Source organism: Mycobacterium stomatepiae (assembly GCF_010731715.1).
Lineage (GTDB): Bacteria > Actinomycetota > Actinomycetes > Mycobacteriales > Mycobacteriaceae > Mycobacterium > Mycobacterium stomatepiae.
Map to the genome: position 1 here is coordinate 2,752,982 of NZ_AP022587.1, position 15,273 is coordinate 2,768,254.

A 15,273-nucleotide genomic window follows, 5' to 3' on the forward strand; every position below is an offset into this window, starting at 1 on the left:
AGGGTCATTTGGCGACGCGATTGCGCAATGCCCGGAATCAGTGAGGGGGACGATCATTGCATTGCACGGCATTTCAGCTAACGATGACGGCGCCCTCCCCCCATTCGAATAGGCGTGGCGCCTAATGGAGTTCGAGACACTTCCGCCGGAAGTCAATTCCGGCCTCATGTATGCCGGGCCTGGATCTGGACCGATGCTCGCCGCCGCCGCGGCCTGGGAAACGCTGGCGGCAGAACTGCATTCGACGGCGAACTCCTATGAATCGGTGGTCTCCGGACTCACCGCGGGTCCGTGGCTGGGGCCTTCATCGGTATCGATGACGGCCGCCGCATCGTCGTATGTAGCGTGGCTGAGCCGCACCGCCGCGCAGGCCGAGCAGACGGCCAGCCAGGCCAGGGCGGTCGCCGCCGCCTACGAGGCGGCGTTCGCCGCGACGGTCCCGCCGCCGGTGGTCGCGGCCAACCGCACCCAGCTGATGTCGTTGGTTGCCACGAACGTGCTGGGGCAGAACACGGCGGCGATCGCGGTCACCGAGGCTCAATACGGCGAGATGTGGGCGCAGGATGCCGCCGCGATGTACGGCTATTCGGGCTCGGCGGCGACGGCCTCGCAGCTCACCCCGTTCAGCCCGGCGCAGCAGAACACCAATCAGGGCGGGTCGGCCAGCCAGGCGGATGTGGTCAGCCAAGCCAGCCGCCTGGCGGCCGGGAACGCGCAGAGCACGGTCTCGAGTGTTTCGGACCCGGCGTCCTCGGTGTCGGACGTGCTGGGCAGCGCGACGAATGCACTCGGTTTGTCGACGCCGAGGGACGCCCTGGATCTAGGTGCCGACGCGATCGCCTACGGAATCGACGCCCCACTGGCACCGCTGGGCGCGATCTCCCTGCCCATCGACCTCGTCGGCGCTCAGACCGGTTTACACACCGACGACATCGTTTCCGGGTGGGATGCGAACGGGGTCCCATCGGCGGCCGTGTCGGAGACCGTGCCATCGTCGGCGCCGGCCGCTGACTTCATGTCGACGAGGGCGGTCGCGGGATTGGGCCAGGCCAATACGATCGGGTCGCTGTCGGTGCCACCCACCTGGGCCGCGGCGACGCCGTCGGTGCGCCCGATCGCCCTGGCATTGCCGGCCGCGCCGGCCGGCCTCGCACCACAGGCAATGGCACCCAGCTTGGAAGGCTCGTTCGGCGAGATGGCGCTGGCCGGTACGGCCGGACGTGCCATCCGTGAGGGCTTTGGGGCTAAAGGCCGTGAGCTGCGGGGCAAGGACCCGATTGGCGTCCGGCCAGTCAGCGCCGCGGCACCCAAGGTTGGGGATGCAGACGCGGTCGCCGAGGGCGAGCCGCGCACCGTGGTGACGGGGATCGCAGCCGAAATCCGTGAGTTCGCCCGGCTGCGCGACGAAGGTCTGCTGACCGACCAACAATTCAACGAGCAGCGAAATCGCCTGCTCGGCCTGTGATGTGAATGCGGTGCCGACCGGCGACATCCAGCAATGGAATTGAATCTTAACGTTGCGCTAGCGGGGCGAATCGCACCGTTCTCGCAGCTAAAGATGCTGTCCCGCAGGGTATCTTGAGCTCGTGCCGACGGCCGCAGAGCACGCCTCCGCGGTACAGGAGTATCCAGCCGCACCGGCCGCCGGCGCCTCGCGTTGGAAGCCAATTGTGCTGCTCGCTTTGGCGGTTGGGCTGCAAAGCGCCGATGCCGGCACCGTCGGCGCACTGGTTGTCCCGCTCAGACAGTCATTGCACATCAACAACATTCAGGTCGGGTTGCTGGTTACCGTATCGACCGGCGTGGGCGCTCTCGCCACGGTATTGGCCGGGCCGCTCGCCGATCGCACCGTGCGGGTTCGCCTCCTGTGGATAGCACTGCTGGTGTGTTCGGTAGCGATGGCGTTGAGCGCGGCCAGCCCCAACTACGGCTGGCTGCTGGCGTGCCGAGTGGCCCTTGGCGCCGGCATCGCGGTCTCCGGCCCCGTAGTGGCCTCGCTGGTCGGTGACTATTTCCGGCCCGCCGAGCGCGGCCGTGTCTACGGGCTCGTCCTCGCCGGCGAAGGGACCTGCACTGCGATTGGGCTGCTGGTCGCGGGCGAACTCGGCGCGGTCGGGTGGCGGTTAGGCTTCGGCTGGCTGGCCGTGATGGGTCTGATTCTCAGCGTCGCGGTGGCGACGTTGCTTCGCGAACCGCTGCGGGGCGGCCGCCGCCCCCGCACCGACAAGACAGCGGATTCTCGGCGCCGCTCGATCTGGCGGGAACTGCGGTGGGTGCTCTCGATCCGCACCAATGTCGTTCTGATAGCGGCATCTTCGTTCGGCTACTTCTTCTCCGCCGGGTTGAGCACCTTCGGGGTTGCGCTGCTGTGCGGCCGGTTCCAGATCGGTCAGTCGGTGGCGACCATGCTGATCGCCGTCCTCGGGGTCGGTGCGCTGACCGGCGTGCTCACCACCGGACGCATCGCTGACTGGCTGACGGACCGAGGTTACATCAACGCACGAATCACGTTGGGCGGAACGGCGTTTCTCGCTGCGGCCGCGTTGATTCTTCCCACGCTGCTCGCCGACAATCTTTTGCTGGCACTGACATTCGCGTTCCTCGCGGGGACCGCAATGGGCGGGGTGAACCCACCGCTCAACGCGGCGAGGCTGGACATCGTGCATTCGCGACTGTGGGGTACGGCGGAGGCGGTGCGCAGCACCCTGGTGTCGATATCGACGGGGCTGGCGCCGCTGGCATTCGGCGCGGTATCCACGGCGTTGGGCGGCACATCACGCTCGTTGGGCGACACCTTCCTGATCATGCTGGTCATGCCAGTCGTCGCAGCCGGGCTGTTGCTGTGCCTTGCCCGCCGCAGCTATCCGCGCGATGTCGCGACGGCATGGCTTCCGAGGTCCTGACTATCGAGCTGGTGCGGGCCCGAACTTGAACCGGCGGCCGGTGATCTCCATGCCGATCACCCGGACGAAGTGAGGCTTCACCGTCGCGGGCCACGGCATCAGCGGCGCTTCCTCGGCGTCGAGGATCTCGGCGGTCGCCGTCAGCAGATGCGCCCTGCCTTGGATGATCACGCTCCACCCCTCGACGTCGGTGTGGCCGTCGGTCTCGAAAGCGATCTGGTCGCTCATGGCGGCTCGGTAAAGCTTGGTACCCGGGGCAGTTCGGAAGAGCAGCGTCCGGCGTTGGGTGACGAAGTTGACCGGAAAGATCTCGGCTCGGCCGTCCGTGACAACGACGAACCGGCCCAACGCCGCGCTCGATAGCAAGTCCCAGCACTCATCTTCGCTGAGCACGGTCACCGGATCGCCTGCAAGCATGATTGAGCCTAACCCGATGGGGATCTGGCGTGGCTAGCTAGCTACTTCTCGTCGTCGTCTGGGTTGTGGAGGAGTTTGTTGGGGTGGTGGTAGGTGTTGGTGCGGGGTTGGCCTTTGTCGAGGTGGGGTGGGGGGATCCATTCGGTGGTGCCGTTGGGGTGTTTGCGGGTGGTCCAGCCGTGGGGTTGTAGGAGTCGGTGGTGGGTGCCGCAGGCCAGGGTGAGGTTGTCGATGTTGGTGGTGTGGCAGGTTGCGTAGTCGGTGATGTGGTGGATTTCGCAGTAGTAGCCGCCGACGGTGCAGCCGCGGTCTTTGGCGTACAGCACGATTCGTTGTCCGGGTGAGGCCAGGCGTTTGGTGTGATACAGCGCGACGGGTTGGCCCTGGTCGAAGATGGCGAGGTAGTGATGCGCGTGGCGGGCCAGGCGGATCACATCGGAGATGGGGAGCCGGGTTCCGCCGCCGGTGAGGCCGTGGCCGGCGGCGGCTTCGAGTTCGGTCAGGGTGGTCGAGACGATGATCGAGGCGGGCAGCCCATTGTGCTGACCCAACTCCCCGCTAGCGAGCACGGCACGGAGGGCGGCGTTGAGGCCGTCGTGATGGCGCTGCGCCGCCGAGCGGGGTCGTGATCGATCGCGTCCTGGGACGGTGCGCCGTCGACGCAGGGGTGTGGTCGTCGGGTTGCATATGCCGGGGCGGCGAATTTGGCCAGCACGGCCTCCAGCGAGGCGCGGGCTTGGGGGGGTGAGCCAACCACTGAGGGCGGACATGCCGTCGGCTTGCTGGTTGCCCAGGGTCACCCCGCGGCGATGTGCCCGGTCGTCGTCGGTGAAGTTGCCGTCCGGGTTCAGGCAATTCATCACGTGCTCGGCGAATCCGATCAGCTGGTCGGGGCGGTATTGGGTGGCTAGGCGGGCGAGGTCGGCTTCGGCGGCGGTGCGGGTCTCGATGTCGATCCAGCCCGGCAGCTGATGGTAGAAGCGCCGAATCACCGCGACATGCTCGCGACCCAGCTTTCCGGCCCTTTGCGCGGTGGCGGTGGCGGCCAACACCGGCGGCAACGGTTCACCGGTCAGGGCGCGTCGCTCCCCGAGGTCGGCGGCTTCGCGGACCCGGCGGCCGGCGTCGGCGCGGCTGATCAGGGTGGCGTCGGCGATCGCATGGGACAGTGTGCCGCCCAACTCCGCCGGGGTGGCGTCCTGGGCGAGCCCGTTGATCAGCGGGTGTTGGCCGGCGGATAGTTGTCGTTGTGCCTGCTCGTAGCGGCGCAGCATGGCCAGTCGCTCGGGGGTGCGTAGCATCTGTTTGTCGAACCCGTTGATGGTCTCGATCGCGGCGGTCAGCACATCGAAGGCCGCCACCATGGCTTCCCCGTCGACGATCACACCCGTACTCATACCGACCAAACTAGATCGACCCACCGACACAAAACCCCGCCCTGTGACCACAGAAACACAAGTGGCACAAGAGATTTTGCCGTGTCGGTGGTCAGAACTTCAGACCGGAGTACATGATCTGGTTGGGGTCGTACTTTTGCCGCACCGACGTCAGCTGCGACAGATTCGACCCGAAATAGCGCGATGCCGCGCTGTTGGGCTCCAGGTAATTGACATATCCGCCAACCGAAAACTGTTGTACCGCTTGGTGAGCTGAACTCAGCCACTGGGTCGCGGCGGCGACCTGGTTGGCAGCGGGCTCGACGTACCACTGCAGCACCGCGGACTGCTTGCGCCACGGAAACGCCGAATCCCCCGGGGCCACATCGGCGACGGCTCCACCCAGCGGATCCACTAGCAGCGAAGCCTGTCCGCCCGATGCGGGCCATTGCCCAATCGCGGTGGCAATGGCATGGGCCGCAGCGGAATTCACCGTGGTGATGACGTCGGACCCGGCCACGAAGCCGCGCGGCGCCGAGGTCGAACTTCCACCGGCCAGATACGTCACGAGGTCCATCCGGTTCATCGTCTTGTTGGTCACCGAAGTTGGCTGCACACCGACCGCGGTCTTGATCGCATCGGTCATCCCGGCCGCACCGCCGGCAGGGCAGATCGCCAGGATGTGACAGTCGGGTTCAGCCGAGCCGACCGCGAGATCGACTCCGGCCCAGGCGTTTCGGTCCGCCCCGTCCAGCCAGTTCTGCCAGCCGATAAGCACCTGGACGGCCGACGACGGGGCGAATTCGAGCCGGACGACGTCGGTGTCGCCGGTCGGGAAGGTCGCGAACGTCATCGACGTCGTCACCCCGATATCGCCGCCGCCACCACCGCGGAGCGCCCAGAATAGGTCCGGATGGTCGTTGGCGGACGCGGTCACCACGTCACCGCCGGGAAGCACCACCGTGGCCGACTGCAGCGCGTCACAGGCCAGGCCCGCATGCCGGGAATCGGCTCCTATCCCGCCGCCGAGTGTCAACCCCGCAGCGCCGACCGTCGGGCAACTACCCGTCGGGACGCCGCGACCGGCGCCGGCGCAGGCCTGATGCACCGCCCACAGGTTCGTGGCCGGGGTGACCGTGACGTTGCCGCCGTCGAGGTGCGCCCCGCCCGGCAGCCCGCGCAGGTCGAGCACCATCGTGCCGTTGGCGCTCGATGCGCCGATGTAGGAATGACCACCGCCGCGCGGTGCGACCTTGAGCTTGTTCGCCGTCGCAAAGGCGACCGCCTTCTGGACGTCGGCCTGCGAGGAAACCGTGACCACCGCGGCCGGGCTGGAGTTGTTGTAGAACGAGTTGAATACCGCTTTGCTCGAAGCGAATTGGGCACCGCTGGCCGGCAACAGCACACTGCCGCCGATGGCCGAGGCCAAGCCATTCCAGCCGGCTACGGCGGCACCGGGATCGGCGGCAGCCCGCGTGGTCCCGAGCACCGCGCGCGTCGCCAACATCGAAACAGCGCCGCGAAGAAACGTCTGTCGTGAGATGCCACGATCCATGATGCGGATTCTCAACCATTTCTCACTCCAGCACACGGCGTCGCCGATCGTGTCGGATCACAGTGTGGCCTCGATTGGCCGGGACGCGATCCTCCTTCGCCCGTAACGCTTTCCGCGCACTAACCGATGTCTCAGAAGCATCGCGCTCATGAAACGCATAGTGTGCAAACCTTGATATTCCCGTGCCGCAAACGTGACCGCCATAGATCAGTCTTCCTAGTGAGATTTGAGTGCCTTCAGAGCGCTCCGCGACAGATGGGGAAGCTGTCAATGAAAGCAGTTGCTGCTGCACATGGTTGGGCCTGGACGTTTCGCCATCAGCCCTTCACTATTCGCTTGCTGACCGCGGTGGCCGGCCTGCTCGCTGTCGCCGCGGCGTTCGGGGCGCCACCGGCCGAGGCGGACGCCAACGCCGACGACAGCTTCATCGACGCGCTGAACCACGCCGGCGTCGACTTCGGCCAGCCCGGAAATGCGATGGCCGTGGGCGAATCCATCTGCCCGATGCTGGCCCAGCCCGGCGGCAGCTTCGCCGGGGCAGTGACAAGCGTCCGACGCCAAGGCATGTCGCCACAGATGGCGCAGATGTTCACCACGATCGCCATTCAGTCGTACTGCCCGCAGGCGATGGCGAACTTGGCCAGCGGCAACATGCCCAACATCCCCGGCGGCATGATGCCGGGGATGCCCAACATGCCGGGCGGCGCGATGCCGGGGATGCCGTACATGCCCGGCGGCGCGATGCCGGGGATGCCGAACATGCCCGGCGGCGCGATGCCCAACCTGCCGCAGATTACCGGTCCGGGGATCTAGCCCGTACCAAGCGGATCGATGGTCCATGCGATATAGACCATCGCGGCCCCGACCGACGCGGTCGTGATGAAGTCAATGCCCTTGCTGCGCACCACCAATAGGCCGGCACGATCATCGGATAGCACCAACCGCAGTATCGCGGCGACGCCGACGGCGATGCCGATCAGCAGCGAACCGCGACGCCAGAAGTTGGCGCCCACCAACGCGAAAGCCGTCACAAAGATCAGCCCGACCAGCAGGATCGGCCACTGAGCTTTGGCTGCGGTCTTCGCCGAACTCATTGCCGCTCGGCCAGCTCGACCACGTTCGTCAGCAGGAACGCCCGCGTCAGCGGGCCGATGCCACCGGGGTTCGGCGACACGTGCCCGGCGACCTCCCACACCTCGGGATGCACGTCGCCGGTGAGCTTGTCATCCACCCGGCTGACGCCGACGTCGAGCACCGCGGCGCCCGGCCGCACCATGTCGGCGGTCAGCAGATGCGGCACGCCGACGGCGGCGACGATGACGTCGGCCTGCTTGGTCAGCGCCGCCAGGTCGCGAGTTCCGGTGTGGCACAACGTCACTGTCGCGTTCTCCGAGCGACGCGTCAGCAGTAGACCCAGGGGACGGCCAACGGTGACCCCGCGGCCGATGACGACCACGTGCGCACCGGCGATCTCGACGTCGTAGCGCCGCAGCAGGTGCACGATGCCGCGCGGGGTGCACGGCAGCGGCGCCGGGTTGTTGAGCACCAGCCGGCCCAGGTTCGTCGGGTGCAGGCCGTCGGCGTCCTTGGCGGGATCGATGCGCTCCAGCGCGGCGTTCTCGTCGAGATGCTTGGGCAGCGGCAACTGCACGATGTAGCCGGTGCACTCGGGGTTGGCGTTCAGCTCGTCGATCGTCTCGTTCAGCTTGGCCGTGGAGATGTCGGCGGGCAAATCGCGACGGATCGAGGTGATGCCCACCTTCGCGCAGTCGGAATGCTTGCCTCGCACGTAGGCCTGGGAGCCGGGATCGTCACCGACCAGGACCGTGGCCAGCCCGGGCGTACGCCCCGCCGCGGTCAGTGCCGCAACTCGTTGCTTGAGGTCGACGAAGATCTCGTCGCGGGTGGCCTTGCCGTCCAGTGTGATTGCGCCCACGCCTCACAGTCTGGCATGTGCCAGGCAATGCCCCATGACGGCGACCCGCTACCACCTGCTTCGCAGGCCTTGCGATCGCCGTTAGGCTCCTCGCATGGCATCTGACCAGCCCCAGATTCCGGACGTATTCAGCCCAGCCAAGCTCGGACCGATCACGCTGCGCAACCGGACCATCAAGTCGGCGACCTTCGAAGCACGCACGCCCGGCGCGCTGGTGAGCGACGACCTGATCGAGTACCACCGGGCGCCGGCCGCCGGCGGGGTGGGCATGACGACCGTCGCCTATTGCGCCGTCTCGCAAGGCGGACGCACCGAGGGCAACGGACTGTGGATGCGCCCCGAGGCGGTGCCGGGGCTGCGCAGGCTCACCGACGCGATCCACGCCGAGGGCGCGGCGATCAGCGCGCAGATCGGTCACGCGGGTCCGGTGGCCAACGCGAAGTCCAACAAGGCCAAGGCGCTGGCACCGGTCCGGTTCTTCAACCCGATCGGAATGCGCTTTGCCAAGAAGGCAACCCGCGACGACATCAACGACGTGATCGAAGCGCACGCCAACGCGGCCCGGTTCGCCATGGAAGCCGGCTTCGACGCGGTCGAAATTCATTTGGGCCACAACTATTTGGCGAGTTCCTTCCTGTCACCGCTGATCAACCGTCGCGACGACGAGTTCGGCGGGTCGCTGGAGAACCGGGCCAAGGTCGCCCGCGGCATGGTGATGGCCGTTCGCCGCGCGGTGGAGAAGGAGGGAACGCCGATCGCGGTCACCGCCAAGCTCAACATGACCGACGGCGTGCGGGGCGCGATCAACACCGATGAGTCGCTGATCACCGCCAAATGGCTGGAAGAAGACGGCGGCCTGGACGCGATCGAACTCACCGCCGGCAGCTCGCTGGTGAACCCGATGTATTTGTTCCGCGGCGATGCCCCACTCAAGGAGTTCGCCGGGGCGTTCAAACCGCCGCTGCGCTGGGGAATGCGCATGACGGGCACCAAGTTCCTGCGCGAATACCCTTACCGCGAGGCGTATCTGCTGCGTGACGCCAAGCTGTTCCGGGCCGAACTCAAGATGCCGCTGATCCTGCTCGGCGGCATCACCAACCGGGAGACGATGGACCTGGCGATGGCCGAGGGATTCGAGTTCGTCGCGATGGCCCGCGCGCTGCTGGCCGAGCCGGATCTGATCAATCGACTCGCGGCCGACGGCGCCCGGCACGGCGTCCACTCGGCGTGCACGCACTGCAATCGGTGCATGCCGACCATCTACACCCGCACCCACTGCGTCGTCACCGGAGCGCCCGACACGGCGTGATCGCGGGGTGACCGCCCGGGCACAACTGGCCCGACGTGCCGCATCGGTGCAGATCGTGAAATAGGTCCACGGGCTAGAGTTGTGGCGATGAATTCACCAGTCGCGCCGGCGCTGACTGTCCGGTATGACGGGTCGGAACGCACCTTTGCAGCAGGTCACGACGTGGTGGTGGGGCGCGATCTCCGGGCCGATCTGCGCATCACGCACCCCCTGATTTCGCGCGCCCATCTGTTGCTGCGTTTCGACCAGGGCCGCTGGCTGGCGATCGACAACGGTTCGCTCAACGGCACTTTCGCCAACGGCCGCAAGGTTCCGGTCATCGACATCCACGACGGCCAGAGCATCAACATCGGAAACCCCGACGGCCCGTTGCTGACCTTCGAGGTCGGGCGCCACCAAGGCATGGCCGGGCGCCCGCCGCGGACCGAGTCGATGGGGCTTCCGGTCGGTGCTCCGGGCGCGTGGCCTTCGTCACAGGCGTCGGGTCAGCCGCTGCCCGCCCCGCCCGGACCGCCACCCGTGCGCCAGACCACCTGGGGCGCGCCACCGCCGCCGCGGCCGCATCCCGGGATGCCACCCCCGCGGCCGGGACCGCCGGGGCCACCGGGGCAGCCCGTATACCCGACGTCGCTCGGGCGACCGACCGCGCCGTATCCCAACAACGCCCCGCCCAACTATCCGCCGCAGCCGCAGATGTCCGCGCCCGTCGGAACCCCGCTGGCTCCGAAGACACAGATGTCGCCTGTCGCCGAGGCCAAGGCGCCCGAAGTGGCGAACCTGGCGACCAAGATGTTCCAGGCGCTGCTGCCGTCTCGATCGGGCGCGATCGAAAAGCCGTCCAATGGGCTCACGATCGGGCGTGCCACCGACAACGACATCGTCATTCAGGACGTCCTGGCCTCGCGCCACCACGCGTTCTTGCTCCAGACGCCGATCGGCACCGAGATCCGCGACGCGCACAGCGTCAACGGAACCTACGTCAATGGCGTCCGCGTCGGCTCGGCGGTGCTGACCGAGGGCGACGTGGTCACGATCGGAAACGTCGACCTGGTCTTCACCCGCGACACGTTGGTCCGCCGCACCGAAGCCGCGACGCGCACCGGCGGCCTCGAGGTCAACTCGGTCTGCTACGAAGTCGACAACGGCAAGCAGCTGCTCGACCACGTCTCGCTGACCGCCCGGCCCGGCACGCTGACCGCGATCATCGGTGGCTCCGGCGCCGGCAAAACCACGCTGTCGCGGTTGATCGCCGGGTACACCAGCCCCAGCTCCGGCACGGTGACATTCGAGGGTCACAACATCCACACCGATTACTCCTCGCTGCGCAGCAGGATCGGCATGGTCCCGCAGGACGACGTCGTACACCGACAGCTGACGGTCAACCAGGCGCTGGGGTACGCCGCCGAGCTGCGCCTGCCGCCGGACACCAGCAAGGCTGAGCGCGCCCAGGTGGTCGCCCAGGTACTCGAAGAGCTGGAGATGACCAAGCACGCCGACACCCGCGTGGACAAATTGTCCGGCGGACAGCGCAAACGCGCCTCCGTCGCGCTGGAGTTGCTGACCCAACCATCGCTGCTGCTGCTGGATGAGCCGACCTCGGGTCTGGACCCGGCGCTGGACCGTCAGGTGATGCTGATGCTGCGCCTGCTCGCCGACGCCGGCCGCGTGGTGCTGGTGGTCACCCACTCGGTGTCCTACCTGGACGTCTGCGACCAAATCCTGCTGATGGCGCCGGGCGGCAAGACCGCGTTCCAGGGCCCGCCCGACCAGGTCGAGGCCGCCATGGGCACCCGCAACTGGGCCGACATCTTCGCCAGCGTCGGCGCCGATCCCGACGAGGCCAACCGCCGCTTCAAGGAGCGCAATCAGCAGTCGTCGCAGCCGCCGGCTCGCGAGAGCCCGGCGGACCTGGGCGACCCGCCGCCGACCAACCTGCGCCGGCAGATATCCACGATCGCCCGGCGTCAGGTGCGCCTGGTCATCTCGGACCGCGGCTACACCATCTTCCTGGCTGTGTTGCCGTTCCTGATCGGCGCGCTGTCGCTGACCGTGAAGGGCCCCAAGCCCGGTCTCGGGCCCGCCGATCCGCTCGGCCTGGCACCAACGCAACCGCAGTACATCATGGTGCTCTTGAACATCGGCGCGATCTTCATGGGCACCGCGCTGACCATTCGCGACCTCATCGGAGAGCGCGCGATCTTCCGTCGAGAACAGGCCGTAGGCCTGTCCACCGGGGCCTACCTGCTGGCCAAGGTCATGGTGTTCTGCATCTTCGCGACCCTGCAGGCCGCGATCGCGGTCTTCATCGTGCGGCTCGGCAAAGGCGCACCCACCCAGCCGGCGCTGTTCTTCGGTGATGCGACGGTGTCGTTGTTCGTCACCGTGGCGGGCGCGTGTGTCGCGTCGGCGATTTTCGGCCTGATGCTGTCCGCCCTCGCGCAGTCGAACGAGCAGATCATGCCGCTGCTGGTGGTGTCGATCATGAGCCAATTGGTGTTGGCCGGCGGAATGATCCAGGTCTATCAGCGCCCGGGCTTAGAGCAGCTGGCCTGGCTGACCCCGGCGCGCTGGGGTTATGCGGCGGCCGCGTCGTCGATCGACTTTCCGGCGCTGGTGAAGGTCAAACAGATCCCGACTAACGACCCGATATGGCAGCACTCGAAACACATCATGCTTTTCGACATGGCCATGCTCGGAGTCCTGTGCATAAGCTATAGCGCGATCGTGTGGTGGAAGATCCGGCTGAAACGACGCTGAACTGATGAATGCGCCTGCGCAATCGGTACTGACTGTTCGGTCCAACCGATCCGAACTCAGTTTCGCCCCCGGCGGGGACGTCATTGTCGGCAGCGACGTGCGCGCCGACCTACGCGTCGCGCATCCGCTGGTCACCCGCGCGCACCTGGTGCTGCGCTTCGATCAGGGCAGATGGGTTGCGGCAGACAATAATTCGCGCAACGGCATCTTCGTCGACGGACGCCAGGTGCCGAGCGCCGAGATCCGGGACGGCCAGGCCATCAGCCTCGGGGCCCCCGACGGTCCGCAGATCACCTTCGCGATTGGACGCCACCGCGGCAACGTCGGCGTGCTGCCGCCGACCTCGCAGACGGTCCCGACCATCCCACCGCCCGGCAGATTCCAGGACCAGCCCACCGACGCGGTGCACACGAGGGCCGTGCCGATCGTGCGGCCGACCGTGACGACCCAGGCCGTCCCGAACGACGCGACCCGGGTGGCGCAGCCGGCGGGCACCGACATGTCGCAGTTCCCGACCCGGGTGATGAAGGTCGTCGGACCCGAATCGGGTGTGCAAGGACGTTCCGGGGGCACCGCTTGGATCGGCCGCGAACTCGACAACGACATCGTCATCCACGACGTGCTGGCGTCGCGCCACCACGCGTTCCTGGAGCCGACACCCGCCGGCATCGAGATCCGCGACGCGAACAGGATCAACGGGACGTTCGTCAACGGGGTACGGGTCGCGCAGGCCCTGCTGGCCGAGGGCGACGTGGTCACGATCGGCAACGTCGACCTGGTGTTCACCGCCGGAATGCTGGCGCGCCGCCAGGAAGCGGCGACGAGCACCGGAGGCCTCGAGGTGCGCGAGGTCGGCTTCGCGATCAACGGCAAGGACCTGCTGCAGCAGATCTCGATGACGGCCCGGCCGGGCACCCTGACCGCCATCATCGGCGGCTCGGGTGCCGGCAAGTCGACCCTGTCGCGGCTGATCGCCGGATACACCACCCCCACCGCCGGCGCGGTCACCTTCGAGGGCCACAACATCCACACCGCCTACGCCACCCTGCGCAGCAGGATCGGGATGGTCCCGCAGGACGACGTCGTGCACCGTCAGCTGACCGTCAACCAGGCGCTGGGCTATGCGGCCGAACTGCGCCTGCCACCCGACACCAGCAAGGACGACCGCGCCCAGGTGGTCGCGCAGGTCCTCGACGAGCTGGGACTGACCGAACATGCCGACACCCGGGTCGACAAGCTCTCCGGCGGCCAGCGCAAGCGCGCGTCGGTGGCCCTGGAACTGTTGACCGGGCCGTCGCTGCTGATCCTCGACGAGCCGACCTCGGGTTTGGACCCGGCGCTGGACCTGCAGGTCATGACGATGCTGCGCCAGCTCGCCGATGCCGGGCGCGTCGTGCTCGTCGTCACACACTCGCTCACCTATCTCGACGTCTGCGATCAGGTGCTGCTGATGGCGCCCGGCGGAAAGATCGCGTTCCTGGGCCCACCCGGTCAAATCGGGGACGCGATGGGCACCACCAACTGGGCCCAGATCTTCGCCAAGGTGGGCGCCGACCCCGACGAGGCCAACCGCCGCTTCCTGGAACGCCAAGACCACGCGCCACCCACCCGGGGCGAGACGCCGGTCGATCTGGGCGCCCCGGCGCGCAGCAGCATGCTGCGCCAGTTCTCCACGATCGCGCGACGCCAGATCCGGTTGATCATCTCGGACCGCGCCTACTTCGCGTTCCTGGCATTGTTGCCGTTCATTCTGGGTGTGCTGTCGCTGACGGTGCCGGGCCACACCGGGTTCGGCGTCGCCGATCCGAACAGTGAGACTCCCGACGAAGCCGCCCAGATCCTGACGCTGATGTCGATCGCCGCCGTCTTCATGGGCACGGCGTTGACGATCCGCGACCTGATCGGCGAACGTCCGATCTTCCAGCGCGAGCAGGCGGTCGGCCTGTCCACCGGGGCCTACCTGGGCGCCAAGATCACGGTGTTCTGCGCGTTCGCCATCGTCCAGGCCGCGATCGCGACCGGCATCGTGCTGATCGGCAAGGGCACACCCAAACAGCCGGCGCTGCTGCTCGGGAATGCCAGCCTGGAGCTGTTCGTCACCGTGGCCGCGACGTGTGTGGCCTCGGCGATTCTCGGGTTGGTGCTGTCGTCGATCGCCCGGTCCAACGAGCAGATCATGCCGCTGTTGGTGGTGTCGCTGATGCTGCAGCTGGTGCTGGCCGGTGGCCTGATCCCGGTGACCGGCCGGCTCTTCCTCGACCAGCTGTCCTGGCTGATGCCGTCGCGCTGGGGCTACGCGGCCTCGGCGTCGACGGTCAATCTGCGGATGCTGGTACCGATCGGCCCCAAGGACAGCCACTGGGCGCACACCGACAGCGCTTGGCTGCTCGACATGGGGATGCTCGGCGCGCTGTCGGTGATCTACTCGGCCATCGTCTGGTGGCGCATCCGGCTGAAGCGCTAGTCAGACTTCGTGTCCAGGCGCAGCCCATGCGCCAGTGCGAACGCCATCGCCTGCGGGACATCCACCCGCACACCGGTCAGTGTGGCGGTGCGCCACAACGCCGGATCCGCCGTCGCGCCGCGCAGGTCGGCGTCGTCGAGCCGGGTGCCGGTGGTCCGGGCGCCGGACAGGTCGGCGCCGCGCAGTACGGCCTTGCGCAGGTCGGTCTCCACCAGGCTGGTCTCCCGCAGCCGGCACCCGCTCAGGTCGACGCCGCGCAGGTCGTTGCCGCCCAGCACCGCGAGCGTGAAGTCCACCTCGTCGAACGTGATCGGCCGCAACCGGCACTGCACGAAGACCGATCCCAGCATGCTGCACTGCGCAAACGTGCTGTGCCACAGCGTTGTTCGCTCGAATTTGCAGTTACGGAAGGCGGAGCCGCGATGTTGGGATTCGGCGAGGTTGACGCCGCTGAAATTACACTCGCTGAACACGACCCGCTCGGTGCACAACCGGCCGAGGTCATCGTCGGTGAAATCGCGGCCGGTGAACTCGCGATCGGCCCACTGCTCCACGT

The 15,273-nt window shown here is 67.4% G+C and carries 12 protein-coding genes; 6 read left to right on the forward strand and 6 right to left on the reverse strand.

Annotated features, from left to right (window positions below):
- The first annotated feature begins 124 nt into the window (after positions 1-124).
- Positions 125-1,465, forward strand: a complete 1,341-nt coding sequence (locus G6N54_RS12880; protein ID WP_163790484.1) for a PPE family protein — start codon at positions 125-127, stop codon at positions 1,463-1,465.
- A 121-nt stretch (positions 1,466-1,586) separates the two neighbouring features.
- The gene (locus tag G6N54_RS12885; RefSeq protein ID WP_163790485.1) at positions 1,587-2,903 is read left to right on the forward strand and encodes an MFS transporter; all 1,317 of its coding nucleotides are present in this window, start codon (positions 1,587-1,589) and stop codon (positions 2,901-2,903) included.
- Here the strand turns inward: G6N54_RS12885 and G6N54_RS12890 are convergent, their stop codons facing one another.
- The 3 genes from G6N54_RS12890 to G6N54_RS12900 form a co-directional block, all read right to left on the reverse strand.
- Positions 2,904-3,320 (reverse strand): pyridoxamine 5'-phosphate oxidase family protein, encoded by a 417-nt coding sequence (locus tag G6N54_RS12890; RefSeq protein ID WP_163790486.1) that lies wholly within the window; start codon positions 3,318-3,320, stop codon positions 2,904-2,906.
- Positions 3,321-3,361: 41 nt separating this feature from the next.
- Positions 3,362-4,717 carry an HNH endonuclease signature motif containing protein gene (locus tag G6N54_RS12895; protein WP_163790487.1) on the reverse strand — a complete coding sequence of 452 codons (1,356 nt, stop codon included), beginning with the start codon at positions 4,715-4,717 and terminating at the stop codon, positions 3,362-3,364.
- A 91-nt stretch (positions 4,718-4,808) separates the two neighbouring features.
- The gene (locus G6N54_RS12900; RefSeq protein WP_163790488.1) at positions 4,809-6,251 is read right to left on the reverse strand and encodes an FAD-dependent oxidoreductase; all 1,443 of its coding nucleotides are present in this window, start codon (positions 6,249-6,251) and stop codon (positions 4,809-4,811) included.
- A gap of 270 nt (positions 6,252-6,521) precedes the next feature.
- On the opposite strand from G6N54_RS12900, the gene G6N54_RS12905 reads away from it, so the two are divergent.
- Positions 6,522-7,064, forward strand: coding sequence for a DUF732 domain-containing protein (locus G6N54_RS12905; protein ID WP_163790489.1), 543 nt, complete (start codon positions 6,522-6,524; stop codon positions 7,062-7,064).
- On the opposite strand, the gene G6N54_RS12910 is transcribed toward G6N54_RS12905, so the two are convergent.
- A complete protein-coding gene (locus G6N54_RS12910; protein ID WP_163790490.1) occupies positions 7,061-7,345 on the reverse strand; it encodes a DUF3017 domain-containing protein in 285 nt (94 codons plus the stop codon). The two genes, G6N54_RS12905 and G6N54_RS12910, sit on opposite strands and share 4 nt — an antisense overlap.
- Entirely contained in the window at positions 7,342-8,187 is an 846-nt protein-coding gene (locus tag G6N54_RS12915) for a bifunctional methylenetetrahydrofolate dehydrogenase/methenyltetrahydrofolate cyclohydrolase (RefSeq protein ID WP_163790491.1), read from the reverse strand. The genes G6N54_RS12910 and G6N54_RS12915 overlap by 4 nt, the downstream gene beginning before the upstream one ends.
- Before the next feature lie 94 nt (positions 8,188-8,281).
- Here G6N54_RS12915 and G6N54_RS12920 point away from each other — a divergent pair, with 94 nt between their 5' ends.
- The 3 genes from G6N54_RS12920 (at position 8,282) to G6N54_RS12930 (ending at position 14,717) form a co-directional block, all read left to right on the forward strand.
- Entirely contained in the window at positions 8,282-9,496 is a 1,215-nt protein-coding gene (locus G6N54_RS12920; protein WP_163790492.1) for an NADH:flavin oxidoreductase, read from the forward strand.
- A gap of 87 nt (positions 9,497-9,583) precedes the next feature.
- Positions 9,584-12,253, forward strand: a complete 2,670-nt coding sequence (locus tag G6N54_RS12925) for an ATP-binding cassette domain-containing protein (RefSeq protein WP_179969200.1) — start codon at positions 9,584-9,586, stop codon at positions 12,251-12,253.
- Between the two features lie 4 nt (positions 12,254-12,257).
- On the forward strand, positions 12,258-14,717 hold the full coding sequence (locus G6N54_RS12930; RefSeq protein WP_163790493.1) for an ATP-binding cassette domain-containing protein: 2,460 nt from the start codon (positions 12,258-12,260) through the stop codon (positions 14,715-14,717).
- Here G6N54_RS12930 and G6N54_RS12935 read toward each other — a convergent pair.
- Positions 14,714-15,271, reverse strand: coding sequence for a pentapeptide repeat-containing protein (locus G6N54_RS12935; protein ID WP_163794707.1), 558 nt, complete (start codon positions 15,269-15,271; stop codon positions 14,714-14,716). The two genes, G6N54_RS12930 and G6N54_RS12935, sit on opposite strands and share 4 nt — an antisense overlap.
- Positions 15,272-15,273 lie beyond the last annotated feature (2 nt).